This window comes from Micromonospora sagamiensis (assembly GCF_014680085.1).
GTDB lineage: Bacteria > Actinomycetota > Actinomycetes > Mycobacteriales > Micromonosporaceae > Micromonospora > Micromonospora inyonensis.
Window position 1 is genome coordinate 6,755,859 of the sequence record NZ_AP023438.1, and the last position, 17,398, is coordinate 6,773,256.

Annotated in this window: 10 protein-coding genes; 1 reads left to right on the forward strand and 9 read right to left on the reverse strand. The window is 71.6% G+C overall.

Going from position 1 to position 17,398, the window contains the following annotated elements; translation table 11 throughout:
- Positions 1-147: 147 nt before the first annotated feature.
- From IGA62_RS28815 to IGA62_RS28825, 3 genes are all read right to left on the reverse strand, one after another.
- Positions 148-1,473 carry a HEAT repeat domain-containing protein gene (locus IGA62_RS28815; RefSeq protein ID WP_232624812.1) on the reverse strand — a complete coding sequence of 442 codons (1,326 nt, stop codon included), beginning with the start codon at positions 1,471-1,473 and terminating at the stop codon, positions 148-150.
- Positions 1,474-1,593: 120 nt separating this feature from the next.
- Positions 1,594-2,235, reverse strand: a complete 642-nt coding sequence (locus tag IGA62_RS28820; protein WP_145821939.1) for a DUF2470 domain-containing protein — start codon at positions 2,233-2,235, stop codon at positions 1,594-1,596.
- 96 nt (positions 2,236-2,331) lie between these two features.
- Complete coding sequence (locus IGA62_RS28825; RefSeq protein ID WP_145817546.1) at positions 2,332-3,624, reverse strand: MFS transporter; 1,293 nt, start codon at positions 3,622-3,624, stop codon at positions 2,332-2,334.
- Positions 3,625-3,717: 93 nt separating this feature from the next.
- Here IGA62_RS28825 and IGA62_RS28830 point away from each other — a divergent pair, with 93 nt between their 5' ends.
- Positions 3,718-4,461, forward strand: a complete 744-nt coding sequence (locus IGA62_RS28830; RefSeq protein WP_145817544.1) for an ABC transporter permease — start codon at positions 3,718-3,720, stop codon at positions 4,459-4,461.
- Between the two features lie 59 nt (positions 4,462-4,520).
- Here the strand turns inward: IGA62_RS28830 and IGA62_RS28835 are convergent, their stop codons facing one another.
- From IGA62_RS28835 to IGA62_RS28860, 6 genes are all read right to left on the reverse strand, one after another.
- Positions 4,521-8,819: a discoidin domain-containing protein gene (locus IGA62_RS28835; protein ID WP_145817542.1), complete on the reverse strand. Its 4,299-nt coding sequence runs from the start codon at positions 8,817-8,819 to the stop codon at positions 4,521-4,523.
- A gap of 153 nt (positions 8,820-8,972) precedes the next feature.
- Positions 8,973-11,828 (reverse strand): discoidin domain-containing protein, encoded by a 2,856-nt coding sequence (locus IGA62_RS28840; RefSeq protein WP_190289230.1) that lies wholly within the window; start codon positions 11,826-11,828, stop codon positions 8,973-8,975.
- A gap of 152 nt (positions 11,829-11,980) precedes the next feature.
- Positions 11,981-13,627, reverse strand: coding sequence for a glycoside hydrolase family 13 protein (locus IGA62_RS28845; protein ID WP_145817540.1), 1,647 nt, complete (start codon positions 13,625-13,627; stop codon positions 11,981-11,983).
- A 162-nt stretch (positions 13,628-13,789) separates the two neighbouring features.
- Positions 13,790-14,677 (reverse strand): carbohydrate ABC transporter permease, encoded by an 888-nt coding sequence (locus IGA62_RS28850; RefSeq protein WP_145817538.1) that lies wholly within the window; start codon positions 14,675-14,677, stop codon positions 13,790-13,792.
- Positions 14,678-14,691: 14 nt separating this feature from the next.
- Entirely contained in the window at positions 14,692-15,648 is a 957-nt protein-coding gene (locus IGA62_RS28855; protein ID WP_145817536.1) for a carbohydrate ABC transporter permease, read from the reverse strand.
- An 82-nt stretch (positions 15,649-15,730) separates the two neighbouring features.
- A complete protein-coding gene (locus IGA62_RS28860; RefSeq protein WP_145817534.1) occupies positions 15,731-17,110 on the reverse strand; it encodes an ABC transporter substrate-binding protein in 1,380 nt (459 codons plus the stop codon).
- Positions 17,111-17,398: the final 288 nt, after the last annotated feature.

Below are 17,398 nucleotides of genomic sequence, written 5' to 3' on the forward strand. Positions count from 1 at the left end.
GTCGCCCTGCCGACCCTAGTCGTGCGGGGCGACCGTGATGACGCGCGGGCCCGACCACGCGGGGACGCCGATCGGGCCCGCCCGGTCGGTCGCCGGCCGTGGTGGCCGACAGCTGGCGGGCCGGTCCGACGCCGCCGGGGTGGCAGGTCAGACCGGCAGCGCGCCGCGCGGCACCCCGAACCGGCGGCCGTGCCGGGTGAGCGCCAGCCCGCCGTGCCCCCGCAGCTCGGTGTGCGGACCCAGGTCCGCCGGGGAGACGGAGGTCGCCGCCGCGACGGTCAGCGCGTCGCAGGTTTCCGGTACGTCGTACCGCCGGCACAGCTCCTGCCAGCGCTGGCCGGAGTCCGGCGCGTAGGGATCCCAGGCGTCGAGTTCCGCCTCGGGGATGTCCGGTCCCTCGTGCGGCAGCAGCCGCCCCTGCTCGACAGGGAGGCGGTCACCGACACTGCGCCGCGGCTGTTCCTCGTCGTACCGGCGCACGACCTCTCCCCGGTCGCAGAGCAGCCAGGACGACGAGCCGGTCTGGGCGTCGTACCAGAATGACCGGGCGGTGCCGAAGCGTCCGCTCAGCTCCCGACCGGCGTCGACCTCGCGCGAGGCCGGGCCCCAACGCGCGTACCACGCGCCGAGGACCAGGGTCCAGCCGTCCAGCCGGGGTGTCACGAAGACCCGCCCGTGGCGTTGCGGCCCACCGGCGCCGCCGTGGCTGTCGGAGGCGACGGCGGCGAACCCGAGCCGCAGGGTGGCCGGACGGGGATCGGAGAGGTCCAACGCGGCGAGGACCGCGGCCTGGTCGCCGGTGGGCAGTGCCAGCCAGGGCCCGCACGGCTCGCAACCGGTGATCGTCTCCGGCCGCTCGCCGGCCAGCTTCACCCGGACGAGCCGTTCCACGGCGGCCCGGTCGGCGGGAGTGAACGCCCGTTCCCCGGCGACGTCGGCGATCGCGGTCAGCGCGCCGGCCCGCAGCCGTCCGGGCCCCTCGGCACGGATCTTCTGCAGGGCGGGCAGCGCCCCGGTGCCGAGTTCCGCGAGCGCCCAGAGCGCCCGCTGGCGCACCTCCTCGACCGGGTCGGCGAGCAACGGCAGCAGAGCCGGCAGGGCGGGCAGCCCGTCCTTCCTGCGGTACTGGATGCCGAGCGCCGCCTGTGCCCGCACGTGCGGGCTGGGGTGGGCGAGCGCCCCGGCGTAGTGACCGACCAGGTCCGGGCCGAAGCCGACGAAGGCCCAGCCGCAGCGGCGGCGGGTCTCCCGGTCCGGGGCGGTGGCGATCGCCTCGACCAGCGGGGCGAAGGCGGGCTCACCGATGCGCCGCAGGACCACCCCGGCTGCGGACCAGTCGACCGGGGAGCCCTCGTCGAGCAGCACGGCGACCAGGGGCGGCACCGCCGCGCCGCCGGCCTCGACCAGCGCCTCCACCGCCGCGCCCCGGCGCGACGGATCCGCTTGGGCCAACCGGGCGATCAGTTTGGTCACCGACACCCGGCGGACGTTATCGGAGGCCACCGACAGGGAGACGCCCCGCGCAGACTCCGAGCCATTCGACATGTGTGCGCCGGACGGGTTCGTGGAACCGTCGACGGCCGACCGGCGTGGTCACCGGGGTGCGCAGCGGGCCAGCAGTCGGGCGATCTCCGCTGGCACCTGGTCCGGGCCGCGCAGCGACCTGGTGAAGGGCAACCGGACGTCGCGGTGGCCGGTCGCGGACTCCAGCCGGAGAACGAGCCCGCACCGGTCCAACCGGAGCGGATGGATGCGTCGCGCCTCCCGCCGCAGGGGCCCCGGAACCAGCTGGGCCAGGGTCCGCACGGTCTGCTGGCCGTCGTCACCGAGGCGCCGCAGCAGGTCCGCCTCGTCGGCGGCGAGCGGATCGGGCCGCGCGGCGGCGAGATCCTCCGGGGCGACCGGAGCGTCGCCGTCGGCGTCGACCAGCTCGGCGGTGACCAGGTCGAGGCGGGCGCTCACGTCGACACCGCCGGGGTCCGCCGCGGTCAGCCAGCCGGACAGCGTCGCGCGGGACCGCACCCGGTCGCGCATCGGCACCGGGGCCAGGCCGGTGACCTCGACCTGCGCGGCCACCTCGCCGGCGGCGAGGAGGTGCCGGGCGACCCGACTGTCGGCGGGTAACGTCAGGCGGAGCCGGCCGGCGGGGTCGACGGTGTGCCGGCCGGCGAGCTCGGCGCGGTGGTCGGGGGTCCGCAGGGTCAGCGATTCCGTCCCGGCCAGCAGGGTTCGCATTCGTTCGGCGGCCGTTCCGGCCCTCACCGTCTTGCCCACCACGGCGCCCTCCAGTGGGATCAGCCTACCCGGCGCCACGGCCGGGGCCGGAGTGGCTCACGCCACCACGGTCCTCCCCTCGCCCGGGACGGCCACCGCCGGGGCGCCGTCGGGGACGGTGTCGGGCCGGATCCGGCCGTGGAACCGCCGCTGGTGCCGGACCCCGGCGACGACCCCGGCCGCGACCAGCGCCACGGAGGCGACCGCGACCGCCGGGTAGCCGACCCGGTCGGCCGCGGCCAGGCCGATCGAGGCGGCGACGAACGAGCAGATCAACCCGAACGACGACAGCACGGTGAAGTCGGTGCCGCCGGTCTCCGGCCGGGAATAGTCCATGTTCACCGTGTAGAGCACCACGTTGAGGACGGTGTACGCGGCCATGAAGCAGCCCAGCGCGACGACCGTGCCCGCCAGGGGGGCGTGACCGTTCAGCAGCGGCAGCAGCAGGACGGTGGAGACGGTCAGCGCCGCTCCCCCGACGACGAGCACGCCACTGCGGCCGAACCGGCCGATGCCGGATCCGGCCAGCAGACCGGCCAGGATCGCCGGCACGCTGATCACCACCCCGGTCACCAGGCCGACCCGCTCCAGGGTCCAGCCGGCGTCGACCAGAGCCGGCGTGACCAGCGCGTACGCCGCTCCGGCACCCACGTAGACCAGCGGCACCACGACGAATGTCCACCACCGGCAGCCGGGTTGACCGAACGTCGACAGCAGCGCCCGGTACGCCTGGCCGGTGCGGGCCACCCGGTCGGTGCGGGGTGGTTCACGGAACCGCCACACCACCAGCAGGCCGACGGCGGTCAGCGCGGCCAGCAGCAGGATCGCCGGAACCCAGCCGAAGCGGTCGTAGACGATCACGCAGGCCCCGCCGCCGAGGAGGTTGCCCAGGTAGCTCGCGGCGACCTGGATCCCGTTGCCCGTGCCCCGGGTGCGCGCGGAGAGCAGCCGGACGGCGACCGCGTCGGCGGCGACGTCCTGAGTGGCGGAGAGCAGCACGTACGCCGCGCAGATCGCGACGACCGGACCGAGCCGCTCGGCGGGACGGGTGAACGGCAGCAGGGCCAGCAGGGCCAGCACCAGGCCGCCCTGGAGCACCAGCAGCCAGGACCGGTAGTGGCCGTGGCGGCGGGAGCCGTACCGGTCGAGGATCGGGGCCCAGAGGAACTTGACCGGCCAGATCAGACCGACGACGTTCAGCAGCGCCAGGGTGTCCAGTGACGTGCCGCCGTCGCGGAGGATCGCGGTCAGGCCGACGGTGATGAAACCGATGCCCAGGTACTGGGTGACGTAGAGCGCCGTGAGCGTGCCCAGGCGGCCCGACGCCGATCGGTCCCGTACGTGTTCCACTCGTCCTCCCGGTCGCGATAGTTAGGCGAGGGTAACCTAACTTGATCCACCTGGGTATCCACGCCGGGGCCGGTGTCGAGTAGGCATGACCACATGACGTCCACGATGCTGGTGACCGGGCCGAGGCTGGCGGTCGCGCTGGTGGCGCTGACCGCCCTCGCGGCGGTCGTGGTCACGCTCGGCCGGCTCGGACACGGCCGGCAGATCGTGGTGGCCGCGGTCCGGGCCGCGGTCCAGCTCACGGCCGTGTCCCTGCTCATCGTCGTCATCGTCGAGTCCGTCGCGGCCACCGCCGGCTTCGTCCTGCTCATGTGGGTGGTGGCGGCGGCGACCTCCGGCCGTCGGATCACCGGCACCGGGCGGGGCTGGTGGGCCGCCGTACCCGTCGGGGTCGGAAGCCTGCCGGTGGTGGTGGCGCTGCTCGCGGCCGGTCTGCTCCCACCACGCGGCATCGCGGTCGTCCCGGTGGCCGGCATCCTGATCGGCGGGGCGATGACCGCCACCTCCCTGGCCGGCCGCCGCGCCCTGGACGAGCTGACGAGCCGCCGGGGCGAGGTGGAGGCCGGGCTCGCGCTGGGTCTGCTCCCCCGGGACGCCGTGCTGCTGGTCTGCCGTCCGGCCGCCGGGCAGGCGCTGGTCCCGGCGCTGGACCAGACCCGCACGGTGGGGCTGGTGACCCTGCCGGGAGCGTTCGTCGGTGTCCTGCTCGGCGGCGCCGATCCGCTCACCGCCGGCGTCACGCAACTGTTCGTCCTGATCGGCCTGCTGGCGGTGGAGGCCGTCGCCGTGGTCGTCACCATGGAACTGGTGGCCAGCGGCCGGCTCCGGCCCGCCTGACCGGACCACGACGGCGCCGCCCCGGGAAGACGTGGCTCCCCGGGGCGGCGCGTTCCTCGTCAGCTCCGGTTGATGGTGAACGTGGAGGTGGTGTTCCTGATGTCCTGGTGGTTGTCGCTCAGCCGCAGGTTGACGAAGGTGGCCGAGCCGACCGCCGGCCCCTGGTTGGGCTCGGGCATCTCGTTGACCCAGATGCCGAAGCCGGACTTCGCGTCGAAGGCGTCACCGCTCCTGCGCGCCCCGGAGATCGACACGTTGGTGAAGATCGTGTCGGTGACCGGGTTCTCCGGCTGACCACCGTTGTACTTGGTCTGGAACATGATGCCCGAGTACGTCGGATCGACGATGTCGACGTCGGTGACCCGGATGCCCCGGAACTCCTTCGAGGCGGAGAACACCCAGATCGCCGGGAAGGTCTGCGAGCCCCAGAAGTGGCCACCGGCCCGGATCAGCGAGATGTTCTCGAACCGCGTCGGTGGGCTCGCCCCGAACCCGATGAACGGGTAGCCGAAGTCCAGCGAGCTGATGGTGATGCCGGAGTACGTCAGCATGTCCGCGATGTAGAGGTTGCGGAACACGTTGTCGTAGCCGCCGTACACCGCCACCCCGGCCGCCCGCCAGGTCAGCGTGGCGGTCAGGTTCTCGAACACGTTGCCGTGGTTGGCCGTCCCGCCGCCCTGGTCGATCGCCGAGAACAGCGCGAACGCGTCGTCCCCGTTGGACCGGCCCTCGGAGTTGGTGACCAGGTTGTTGGTGCTGCCGTTGGTCATGTTGACCGCGTCGGCGAACGTGTTGCGGAACCGGCTGTTGCGGATCTGCAACCCGCTGACGCTGACCCCCCAGTACGCGCACACGGTGTGCTCCACCCAGACGCTGTCCAGCGTCAGGTTGTCGACGTCCTTCAACTCGCCCCACACCTTGCCCGGACCGTCGATCCGGTTGGTGTAGTTGCCGAAGAACGCCAGGTGCGCGAAGGTCGACCCGCTGGCCGAGGACTCCACCCGGAAACCGGCGTCGGTGTTCTCCTGGCTCTGCGGGGTCTGGAAGCGGGTGTACCACATACCCGCGCCGACCACCTGCACCGCCTTGCCGTACACCTGGAACTTCTGCGCGGTCTCGTACGTGCCGGCGGGCAGGTACACCCCGACCAGGGTGCCGGTGGTGTCCATCCGGACCGCGTCCAGGGCGGCCTGCACGTCGGCGTGGCCGAACCCGTTCGGCACCCGGTACCGGGCCGGGTCCGGGTTGGCCCGGGGGGCGACCAGTTCCAGGTTCACGAAGTCGATCGCGTACGTGGTGCTGTTGGCCGGGTCCTTCTGGAGCCGGATCCGGCTGCCCGCCGGGATCGTCGAGTTCAACATCACGTTGGCCTCGTCGTAGATGTGCCGGGGGCCGCCCGCGCTGGGCGAGTTGCCGGGGCCGGCTTCCGCGCCGTAGAGCCAGATGTGCTTCGAGGTGAGGTTGATCGGCTTGTGCAGGGTCCCGTTGACGTAGATGTTCAGCGTCGAGTTGATCCCCCCGCCCCCGGCGGCGTCCGGAATGGAGAACCGGGTGACCAGGGTGTTCGTCGGGGCCTTGGTGGTCCACTCGACGTACGCGCCGGTGGTGTTCAGGGTGACCGCACGCCGGCCGGACGCCTCACCGGCAAGGTCGCCGATGGTCCGGTTCGGCCCGATCACCTGAGCCCCGCCGCCGACCGAGCCCTCCTCGGCCTCGTACATGTCGTACGGCAGGTTCGCGCCGCGCCCCACGTACAGCGACCGGTCGCTGGTGTTGTTCTGCCGCTTGACCGGCAGTTCGTTGGCGTCGTCGGCGAGTACCACCCGGACGGTGTACCGGCCGTTGACCGCCGTCCAGGTGCCCAGGTTCAGCGGGCCGGCGGTCGCCCCGGCGGCGATGGTGCCGCTGTACGAGCCGGTCAGCGTCCGGACCACGGTGCCGGCGTCGTTGAGCACGGTGAGCGTGACGCCGTGCGCGCCGCTGGCCGAGGCGATGGTGCCCTGGTTACGGATGGTCACCGCGAAGCTGACCGTGCTGCCCGCGCTCGGCGTGCCCGGCGACCAGGTCACCGCCGAGGCCACCAGGTCCGAGCTGTCGACCGGACGCACCGTCAGCGCCGTCGGGCTGGTGAAGCTGTTGTTCGCCTCGTTCTGCTCGATGACCGTGTTGGCCTCGTCGACCTTGGCGATGAGCTGGTAGGTGCCGGCGTTGCGGGCGCCGATGGCGGCCGAGACGGTGGTCGACGCCCCGGCGGCGAGCGCGCCGACGGTGGCGGTGCCGACCTTCGTCGTACCCAGGTAGAGGCCCACGGCGGTGGCACCGGAGGCGGCGGTGCCGGCGTTGCGGACGGTGGCCGACAGGGTGATCGTGTCGGTCTCGACCGGCGCGGACGGCGCGGCGGTCAGGCCGGTGATCGTCAGGTCCGGGTTCGGGGCCGGGTTGCCGATAACCTGGAACTCGGCGACCTGCCCATTGGACGAGCCGGAGTTCGCGGTGAACTGGAGCCGCACGTCGGCGGCGGTGGCGCTGACCGGGATGGTCACCGTGTTGCTGCCGGTCGGGCTGAACGAGTACGTCGCCGAGCCGACCAGGGTGGTGAACCCCGACTCCGACTGCTCCCGACCGAGCACCTGGAAGGTCTGGGTACGCGGCCCCCACGCCGGGTCCGGGTTGAGCTTGACCACGACCGAGCTGATGCTGGCGTTCGCCCCGAGGGCCACGGTCAGCGTGCTCGGGTACGCCCCGGGCGCGCCCTCCCAGTAGGTCGTCACGTCGTTGTCGACGGCGTTGGCCGCCTGGAACGTGTGTACCACCGACGATGCGGTGGCCGGCTTGCCGGCGGCCAGGTTGCTGCCGCCGCCCGAGGTGTCCCCGGGCCGGGTGACGGTGTTGCTGGTGGCCGAGACGTTGCCCGCCGCGTCCTTCGCCCGGACGTGGTAGGACACCGTCGCCGAGTCCGGCTGGCTGTCGGTGTAGGTCAGCGTCGAGCCGCCGACGCTGGCCCGCAGCGCACCGTTGGCGTACACGTCGTAGCCGGTGACCCCGACGTTGTCCGTCGACGCGCTCCAGGTCAACCGGATCTGACCGGGGGCCGGCCGGGTGTACGCCAGGTTCGTCGGCGCGCTCGGCGCGACCGTGTCCCCGGTGTCGCCGGTGCGGGTGACGGTGTTGCTGTTGGCCGACTGGTTGCCGGCGGCGTCCTTCGCCCGGACGTGGTAGGAGACCGTGGCGCTGGTCGGCTGGGTGTCGGTGTAGGTCAGCGTCGTGCCGCTCACGCTGGTGCGCAGCACGCCGTTGGCGTACACGTCGTAGCCGGTGACCCCGACGTTGTCCGTCGACGCGTTCCAGGTCAACCGGATCTGGCCCGGGGCCGGCTGGGTGTAGGCGAGGTTGCCCGGCGCGCTCGGCGCGACCGTGTCGCCGGTCGTCGGGCCGTAGACCTCCAGTTCGGAGATCTGACCCGCCGGCCAGGCGGTGTTCCCGGTGAAGAGCAGCCGGACGTACCGGGTGGTGGTGGCACCGAAGGTGATCGTCACGGTGTTGCCACCGGCCGGGTTGAAGGCGTACCCGGCCGAGGCGACGATCGTGGCGAACACCGACCCGTCGGTGCTGCCCTGCACGGTCAGCGTCTGGGTCCGGGTCTCCCAGCCGCCGGGCACCTTGAGCACCACCCGGTTGACGCCGACGGCGCTGCCCAGGTCGACCCGCAGCCACTGCGGCCACGCGTTGTTCGGGCTCTCCCAGTAGGTGGCCTGGTTGCCGTCGTTGGCGTTGGTCGCGCCGTACACGTCGGAGTGGCCGCTGGCGGTCATCGCCCGGCCGAGCGCGAGGTTGGTCGAGGAAGTGGAGACGCCGTACACCTCCAGCTCGGCGAGCTGCGCGGCGGGCCAGCCGGTGTTGGCGGTGATGGCGACGCGGACGTACCGGGTGGTGGTGGCCGGGAAGTTGATGGTGACGGTGTTGGCGTTGGCCGGGCCGAACGCCCGACCGGCCGAGGCGACGATGGTGCTGAAGCCGCCGCCGTCCGGGCTGCCCTGCACCGACAGCGTCTGGGTGCGGTCCTCCCAGCCCGCCGGGAGCTTGAGCCGGACCTGGTCGACGTCGACGCTGGCGCCCAGGTCGACCTGGGCCCACTGCGGGAGGGCGCCACTGCTCTCCCAGTAGGTGCCCTGGTTGCCGTCGGTCAGGTTGCCCGCCACGAACGAGCCGTTGGTGCTGCTGACCGCGACGGGCCGGCCGGCGGCGAGGTTGGGGCCGCCGGCCGCGGCGGCCGGTGTGGCCGACAGGACCGGCGCCGCGGTGACGGCCAGGCCGAGCGCGGCGAGCGCCGCGACCAGTCTGGTACGGAGTCTGGACATGGTGGGGGGACACCTCTCTCCGGGGGTGGGGACGGTGCGGGGGTGGGGTGCGGGGGTGGGGTGCACGGTGCGGTGCCGGCGTGCGGTGCCGGCGTGTGAGGAAGGGCCCCTTGCAGGGCAAAAATCGTTAGCAAGGGGCCCTTCCAGTCACCGTCAGGTGGCGTACACCTCGAACTCGGCGAGCTGGCCGGCGGGCCAGCCGGTGTTGCCGGTGACGGTGAGCCGGACGAAGCGACGGTCACCGGCCGGCACGCTGATCGACACGGTGTTGCCGCTGGCCGGGTCGAAGGTGTGGCCGGCGGACGCCTTGAGCGTGGTGTACGAGGCACCGTCGGTGGAGCCGAGCACCGCGATCGTCTGGGTGCGGGTCTGCCACGCCGAGGACGGGGGCAGTTTCAGCACGATCCGGGACACCGGTCGGGCCGTGCCGAGGTCCACGGTCACCGACTGCGGGAAGGCGTTGTTGGCGCTCTCCCAGTAGGTGTTCGGGTTGCCGTCGACCACGTTCGTGGCGACGTACACGTCGGCGTGGCTGGTCGCGGCGACCGGGCGACCGGCGGCGAGGTTGCCGGTCGGCGGGGCGGTGGTGGGCGGCGGGGTCGTCGGCGGCGGGGTGGTCGGCGGGGTCGAGCCGCCGTACACCTCGAACTCCGCCAACTGGGCCGCCGGCCAGCCGGTGTTGCCGGTGACGGTGAGCCGGACGAAGCGACGGTCACCGGCCGGCACGCTGATCGACACCGTGTTGCCGGACGCCGGGTCGAAGGTGCGTCCCGCGGCGGCGGCGAGCGTGGTGTACGACGCGCCGTCGGTGGAGCCGGCCACCGCGACGGTCTGGGTGCGCCGCTCCCAACCGGCGGGCAGCTTCAGCACCACCCGGTCGACGTGCCGGGCCGCGCCCAGGTCCACGGTGACCGACTGGGGGAAGGCGTTGTTGGCGCTCTCCCAGTAGCTGCCGGCGTTGCCGTCGACCGCGTTCGCCGGCACGTAGGTCTGGTTGCTGCTGGTGGCGGTGACCGCACGGCCCCGGGCCAGGTTCCCGTCCGACGGCGGGGGCGTGGTGGGCGGGGGCGTGGTCGGGTTGCCGGTGGTCGGCGGGGTGGTCGGGCCGGTCCCCCACTGCGGCTCGGGCCACGGTCCGCAGTACGGGGTGGCGGTGTACCAGCCGGAGTTGCCGGCGCCCTGGGTGATCTGGAAGCCGCTGCCGACGCAGTTGTGCATCGGGTTGGCCTGGGCGATCCGGGTGGCCCGGACGTTGGTGAACGAGACCTGGCTGGCGGCCTGCACCTGGAGGGCGTACGTCCCCGCCCCGTCGATGCGGACGTTGTTCAGGTTGATCCCGTTGGTCTGGCCCTCGATCCAGTGCAGCGCCGCGTAGGAGCTGTCCAGGATGTCGGTGTCGGTGATGTTGATGGTGGGGTTCTGGAACGCCTCGTTGAGCGCGGAGAACCAGATCGCGCCGACCCCGAAGCGCCAGTTGTAGTCGGAGTTGCCGTTACGGATCAGGGTGTTCCGGGCGATGGTCCAGGTGCCCAGGACGGCGGTCGGGCCCTGCACCCCCGGGTACCGGTTGGCGACGTGGATGCCGCCGCCGTTGGTGACCGAGTCCGCGGTCACGTTGTCCGTGATCTTGATGTCCCGCCCGCCGTAGCTGACCAGGTGGTTGGCGAGGATGGTCACGCCGATGGTGTTGAACGTGAAGGAGTTGTTGACGTTCGGCACGGTCTGCGCCCACATCGCGAGGGCGTCGTCACCGGTGTTGCGGACGAAGGTGTTGGTGACCGTGGAGTTGGTGACACCCCAGTGGAAGTTCACCCCGTCGGCGGTCTGGTCGAGGATCCGGCTGTTGCGGATGGTGAAGTTGTCCATCGGGCCGTCCATCCACGCCCCGACCTTGGTGTGCTGCATCCAGACGTTGTCCACCACGGAGTTGCTCATCGCGCCGCCGATGGCGTTGACCTGGTCCTCGTCCACCCGCTCGCGGATGTCGCCGATGATGGCGAAGTCCCGCAGGGTGACGTTGCGGCTCGGCCCACCCGCCTCGTGCGGCCGGATCTCGCCGGAGTAGCCGCCACCGGGGACGTACTTGCCGTAGATGCCGGCGGCCCGCTTGCGGTCGGTGGGGTGGCGTCCCCCGAGCACCGAGTACCAGGGGCCGGCACCGCGCAGGGTCACCCCGTCGACCACCACGTGGTCCCAGAGGGTGAAGGTGCCGGCCGGGATCCAGACCGCCCGGCCCTGCGCCTTCCCGGCGTCCACGGCCGCCTGGAACTTCGCCGTCGAGTCGGTGGCCCCGGTGGGGTCGGCCCCGAAGTCGGTCACCACGTCCAGGACGCCGGCGGGCTTGGCGATCGGTGCGCCGACCAGCTCGAAGTCGGCCAGGTCGACGGTGAAGGTCGGCGACTGCGCGGTCGAGGAGACCTGCAACCGGATCTTCGTCCCGGCCGGGTAGGTGGTACCGAACAGGGTGCGGGTCTCGTCGTAGAAGTGGTGCGGGTTGGTGTCGCCCGGGTTGTTGTTGAACGGGTACCCGCCGTAGTACCAGCCGTACCGGGAGGTGACCGGCACGGCCTTGACCAGGGCACCGTTGGCGCGCAGGTCGATGCTGGCGTCCCGGCCGGTGCCGGCGGCGTTGTCCGGCAGGCTGTAGCGGAAGGTCACCGCGTTGGCCGGCGCGGTGAGGGTGAACTCGACGTACTCGCCGACCGCGTCGAGGGTGACCGCCTCCCGGCCGGACGCCTCCGAGGGCAGCGTGCCGTAGTGGCGGTCCGGCCCGATCCGGGTGCCGGTGTGCGCGACCTCCTCCGCCTCGTGCTCGACGAAGGGGACGGTCGCGCCCCGGCCGGGGATGTCGAACGGGGACAGTCCGGCGGCCCGGGCCGGGGTCGCGGTGGAGGTCAGCGCGACCACGGTGACCGAGGCCGCGGCCAGCGCGGTCGCGGCGAGGGCGGCCAGGCCGGCGCGGACGCGGGGTCGTGGTGGACGGTGGTGCGGGGTGGTGTGGTCGGCCATGAGCGGTGCTCTCCCTTTCGTCAGGTGGCCAGGTTCCCCGTGCGGTGCGGCGGAGCGGTGTCCCCGGTTCCTCCTTCCGTCCGGTGGCCCCGGGGCCGGGCTGGATGACCCCGGGTGCCGGCGGCTGGGACGGGCCGCCGGCACCCGGGCGATCAGTCCGTCGCGTCCGCCGGGTCGGCGGTACGCAGCCAGACGGCGGTGTCCGGGGGCAGCAGGCCGTCGTCGAGCGGCCCGCTGGCCAGCAGCAGCTCCCCGTCGGCGGGCAGTGGGACCGGCGCGTCGGCGAGGTTGACCAGGCAGCGGAAGCCCTCGCCGCGGCTGAAGGCGAGCACCCCGTCCGGGGCGGGCAGCCAGCTCATCCGACCGTCGCCGAGCGCCGGCTCGGCCCGCCGGATCCGGATCGCCGTCCGGTACAGCTCCAGCATCGAGCTCGGGTCGCCGGTCTGCGCCTGGACCGTCCGGTCCTTCCAGTCGGCCGGTTGGGGCAGCCAGGGCGCTCCGGTGGCGCCCTCGGGGCTGAACGCGAACGGCGGCTCGTCACCGGCCCAGGGCAGCGGAACCCGGCAGCCGTCCCGACCGGGGTCGATCCGGCCGGAGCGTTCCCACATCGGGTCCTGGCGCAGCGCGTACGGGATGTCCTCGACCTCGTAGAGGCCCAACTCCTCGCCCTGGTAGACGTAGACGGCACCGGGCAGCGACAGGGTGAGCAGCGCGGCGGCCCGGGCCCGGCGGGTGCCCAGTTCCAGGTCGGTGGGGATCCCCTCGCGCTTGGCGGCGAAGCTGAACCTGGTGTCCGCCCGGCCGTACCGGGTGACGTGCCGGGTGACGTCGTGGTTGGACAGCACCCAGGTGGCCGGCGCGCCGACCGGCGCGTGGGCGCTCAGCGTCCCGTCGATGCACTCGCGCAGCGCCGGGGCGTCCCAGGCGCAGCCGAGGAAGTCGAAGTTGAACGCCGCGTGCAGCTCGTCCGGGCGCAGGTAGTTGGCGAACCGCTGCCGGTCCGGCATCCACACCTCGCCGATCAGTGCCCGGTCGCCGGGGTACTCGTCGGCGACCCGCCGCCAGTCGCGGTAGATGTCGTGCACCCCGTCCAGGTCGCGGAACGGGTGCGACCGGTCGGGCCGGGTCTCGGGCAGCGTCGGGTCCTTGACCAACAGTCCGGCCGAGTCGATCCGGATGCCGTCCACGCCACGGTCGAACCAGAACCGCAGGACGTCGGCGAACTCCGCCCGCACCCGGGGGTGGTCCCAGTTGAAGTCGGGCTGCTGGGCGGTGAACAGGTGCAGGTACCAGTCGCCGGGCGAACCGTCCGGGTTGGTGGTCCGGGTCCAGGTCTCGCCGCCGAACTCGCCGACCCAGTCGGTGGGCCGCTGGTCGCCGTCCGGGCCCCGGCCGGGGCGGAACCAGAACAGCTCCCGTTCGGGCGCGCCCGGTCCGCCGGCGAGTGCCGCCTGGAACCAGGGGTGCGCGTCGGAGCAGTGGTTCGGCACCACGTCGACGATGATGCGGATGCCGAGCGCGTGTGCGTCCACGATCAGCGCCTCCGCCTCGGCCAGCGTGCCGAAGACCGGGTCGACGTCGCGGTAGTCGGCCACGTCGTAGCCGGCGTCGGCCATCGGGGAGGGGTACCACGGGCTGAACCAGATCGCGTCGACGCCGAGCGCCGACAGGTGGTCCAGCCGGGAGCGGATGCCGGCGATGTCGCCGATGCCGTCGCCGTTGCCGTCGGCGTAGCTTCGCGGGTACACCTGGTAGATCACCGCGCCACGCCACCACGGACTTCCGTCTGCTGCGGTCACGAGCACCCTGCTTTCTGCGTCGGTACGTCGGCGGTTCGCCGGACCTGGATGTGTGTCGGGCGAACGGTCGTCGTTCGCCGCGCGGGGGTTGCGCTGGTGGTGCGGCGGTGCGGTGGGGCCGTCGTCGGGCCCGCCCGGACGCTGGGGCGCCCGGGTTCGCGGCTAGCCCTTGAGGCTGCCCGTGGTCAGACCGGACATGATGTTCCGCTGGAAGATCAGGAAGACGAGGACGGTCGGGATCGCGGCGATCACCGAGGCGGCGATCACCACGTTCATCGGGGTACCGCCGGAGAAGGCGTAGATGCCGACGCTGACCGTCCGGGTCTCGGGCGACGGCATGACCAGCTTCGGCCAGAGGAAGTCCTTCCAGACCGCCGTCACGGCGAAGATCGAAACCACGCCCAGGATGGGACGCGACATCGGCAGGATGATCGACCACAGCGTGCGCAGCGGCGTCGCCCCGTCCACGAGGGCCGCGGCCATCAGCTCCTCCGGGATGGAGTCGAAGAACCGTTTCAGCAGGAAGATGTTGAACGCGTTCGCGACTGCGGGAAGCCAGATGGCGAACGGCGAGTCGAGCAGGTTGACGTGCAGGATCGGCAGGTCGATGACGGTCACGTACTGCGGGACGATGAGCACCATCGCCGGGATCATCAGCGTGGCCAGCATCAGGCCGAGGATCACGTTGCCGAACGCGGGCCGGAGCTTCGACAGCGCGTACGCCGCGGCGGTGTCGAGGACGACCTGGAACACCAGGGCCCCGGCCGCGTAGTAGAACGTGTTGAACAGCAGCTTGGCGAGGTCCAGGTGGTGCCAGGCGTCGGCGTAGTTCTGCGGCTGCGGGTCCTTCGGGAAGAGCGAGGGCGGGGTCTGGGCGATCTCCTGGCCGGACTTGAGCGCGCCGGTGACCATCCAGTAGAGCGGCCCGAGGAAGACGAGCGTGAATCCCACGACGACGACGGTGAGCAGCGTCCAGTAGACGACCCGGCCCCGCCCGCGCGTGAGCTGGGCATGGGAGATGAGGGTCCGGGTTCCGGTGTCCTGTGCCATGGCTCGCTCTCGTCCTAGTCCTGTTTCGCGCTCAGCCGCACGTAGGCGGCGGAGAAGCCGGCCAGCACCACGAGCATGATCACGCCGAGCGCCGCAGCGCCGTTGAGGTCGTTCTGGAAGAACCCGTGCTGGTAGATGAGGTACGCCACCGAGGTCGCGGAGTCCTCGGTGCCGGTACCGTTGGCGAGGATCAGCGGCTCGATGAAGAACTGCATGGTGGCGACGATCTGGAGCATCGCCAGGAGCGCGAGGATCAGCCGGGTCTGCGGGATCGTCACGTGGCGGATCCGCCGCCAGATCCCGGCGCCGTCGAGTTCGGCCGCCTCGTAGAGTTCGCCGGGGATGTTCTGCAGCGCGGCCAGGTAGATCAGCACCGCGCCGCCCATGTTCATCCAGGTCGACGCGATCACCATCGCCGGCATCGTCATCCCGGCACTCTGCATCCACTGCGAGGTGGGCAGGTGCAGCGCCGTGAGGATCGAGTTGAAGAGTCCGGCGTCGCTGGGGTCGTAGGCGTAGAACTTGAAGAGGAAGAGCGCCGAGGCCGGTGGCAGCATCACCGGCAGGTAGACCAGGATCCGCAGGTAACCCTTGGCGTGCCGGAACTCGTTGAGCAGGATCGCCACGAAGAACGGCACCGCGTACCCGAGCACCAGCGCGAGGACGGTGAAGGAGAACGTGTTCCTCCAGGCCGCCCAGAAGCTGGGGTCGGCGATGATGCGTTCGTAGTTGTCCCAGCCCACCCAGGTCGTGACGCCGCGCCGGGTGCGCTGGAAGCTCATCACGACGCCACGGATCATCGGGTACCAGGAGAAGAACGCGAAGCAGAGCACCGCGCCGATCAGGAACGCGTGGCCGGTGAGGTTGTCTCGTACCCTGCGGCCGAGGCCCGCCCGCCGTGGCCCCGACGGGTACGACGGCGCGGGGCGACCCGGTTCTCTCGTGACCGCCGGGACGGTGGTGATCGCCAAGGCAACTCCTGCGGTGAGTCGGTGACGCCGACGGTGCGGCGCGGTGGGCGGGGGCCGGGGCACCGGCCCCCACACCGGCGAATCAGCCCTCGGCGGCGAGGAGCTTGTTGACCTTGTCTTCGGCCGTCTTGAGCAGCGCGTCGATGTTCGCGTTCGGGTTCGTCAGCACACCGGACATCGCGGCGTCGAGCACCGCGTAGATCGCCTGTGCGTTACGCGGCTCCCCCTTGATCGGGACCGGGTTCGCCTCGAAGACCGCGAAGTTCGTGGTGTCCACGTTGGCGTTCGCCTTGCGCAGTTCGAGCTCCTGCTTCTGCGCCTCGCTGCCGGCCGCGAACAGCAGCGGCTGGGGCAGGCCGACCGGGTAGTTCTGCGGCTTGGCCCGGGCGTAGTCGAACTGGCCCTTGCCCGGCGTCAGCTTCTGGTACGCGATCCACTTCAGACCGGCCTTCACCTGCTCGGGCGTCAGGCCCTTCTTGAAGAAGTAGCCCTCGCCACCGCCGAGCGTCCCCTTCGCGGCACCGTCCTGGCCGGGCAGCGGGCCCATCGCCCAGTCCTGGAACTTGCCCTGGAACTGGCTGACGATCGCCTGGGTGGCGTCCGGCGCGCCGACGAACATGCCGACCTTGCCCGCGCCGGCGTTGGTGAGCAGGTCGCCCCACTGGAGCAGCTGGCGGGCACCCATGCTGTTGTCGCCGTACCGCATGTCCTTGAGGTTCTGCAGGACCTGCCTGCCCATCGCGTTGTTGAAGTCGGCCTTCTTGCCGTCGGCGGTCAGCACCTGGCCGCCCTGGGAGTAGAGCAGGGAGGTGAAGTGCCAGCCGCCGGTGTTGCCGGCGCTGTACTCGGCGTAGCCGGCGACGCCGTTGCCGAGTGCGGCGATCTTCTTGGCGGCGGCCCGGACCTCCGGCCAGGTCTTGGGCGGGTTGTTCACGTCGAGCCCGGCCTGCTGGAACAGGACCTTGTTGTAGACCAGACCCATCGAGTAGTTCTTCACCGGTACGGCATAGAGCTTGCCGCCGTCGGTGAAGGCCTCCTTGAGCGCCGGGTCGACGCTGTCCCAGGTCGGGATCGAGTCCTTGTTGGCGAACTCGGTGATGTCCATCGCCTGACCGGAGTCGAGCACCTGCTGGAGGTCGGTCATGTACCCGTAGAAGACGTCGGTCACGGTGCCGCCGGCCAGCCGGGCGGTGAAGTCCGGCGGGTTGTTGCACTGCTCGCCGACGCTGACGCTCTTGACGATGATGTCCGGGTTCTGCCGCTGGAACTCGGCGACGTCGTCGTTCCAGTTCTTCAGAAGTTCCTTTTGCGAGCCGACCGGCTGGCAGTCGACCGTGATGGTGACCTTGCCGCCTGCGGTCGGGCCGTCGTCGTCGCTCTTCGTGGAGCATGCGGTGAGGCTGAGCCCCAGGCCGGCCGCGAGCGCCAACGCCGCGACCTTCCGGTACTGCGGTACGGACATCCGTGGATCCCTTCGGGAACGTGAGCCTCCATGGCCGTTGCCGATCCAGCCGGATCGTCACCGTGGCGGTGTGCTGCTGCTGATCGCTGTCGCAGGTGACCGGGCCCTGGAGCTGAGTGGTGTCAGGTGTGAGTGGGGACACTGTAACGAGGCGAACTGATGTCAGCAAGGTATCGACAGCGTTTTGAAAGATCACGACTAACAGGCGCCAGAGGACACGACGATCGTGCCAGTCAGCCGAAATACGGAGATTTCACGCGCCCAGAAGGGACCGGTGCCCGACCGGGG

Excerpts from the sequence above, each read along its gene's own strand:
- IGA62_RS28820 (WP_145821939.1), bottom strand. The coding sequence starts at position 2,235 with ATGCGAACCCTGCTGGCCGGGACGGAATCGCTGACCCTGCGGACCCCC.
- IGA62_RS28830 (WP_145817544.1), top strand. The coding sequence starts at position 3,718 with ATGACGTCCACGATGCTGGTGACCGGGCCGAGGCTGGCGGTCGCGCTG.
- IGA62_RS28835 (WP_145817542.1), bottom strand. The coding sequence starts at position 8,819 with ATGTCCAGACTCCGTACCAGACTGGTCGCGGCGCTCGCCGCGCTCGGC.
- IGA62_RS28840 (WP_190289230.1), bottom strand. The coding sequence starts at position 11,828 with ATGGCCGACCACACCACCCCGCACCACCGTCCACCACGACCCCGCGTC.
- IGA62_RS28850 (WP_145817538.1), bottom strand. The coding sequence starts at position 14,677 with ATGGCACAGGACACCGGAACCCGGACCCTCATCTCCCATGCCCAGCTC.
- IGA62_RS28860 (WP_145817534.1), bottom strand. The coding sequence starts at position 17,110 with ATGTCCGTACCGCAGTACCGGAAGGTCGCGGCGTTGGCGCTCGCGGCC.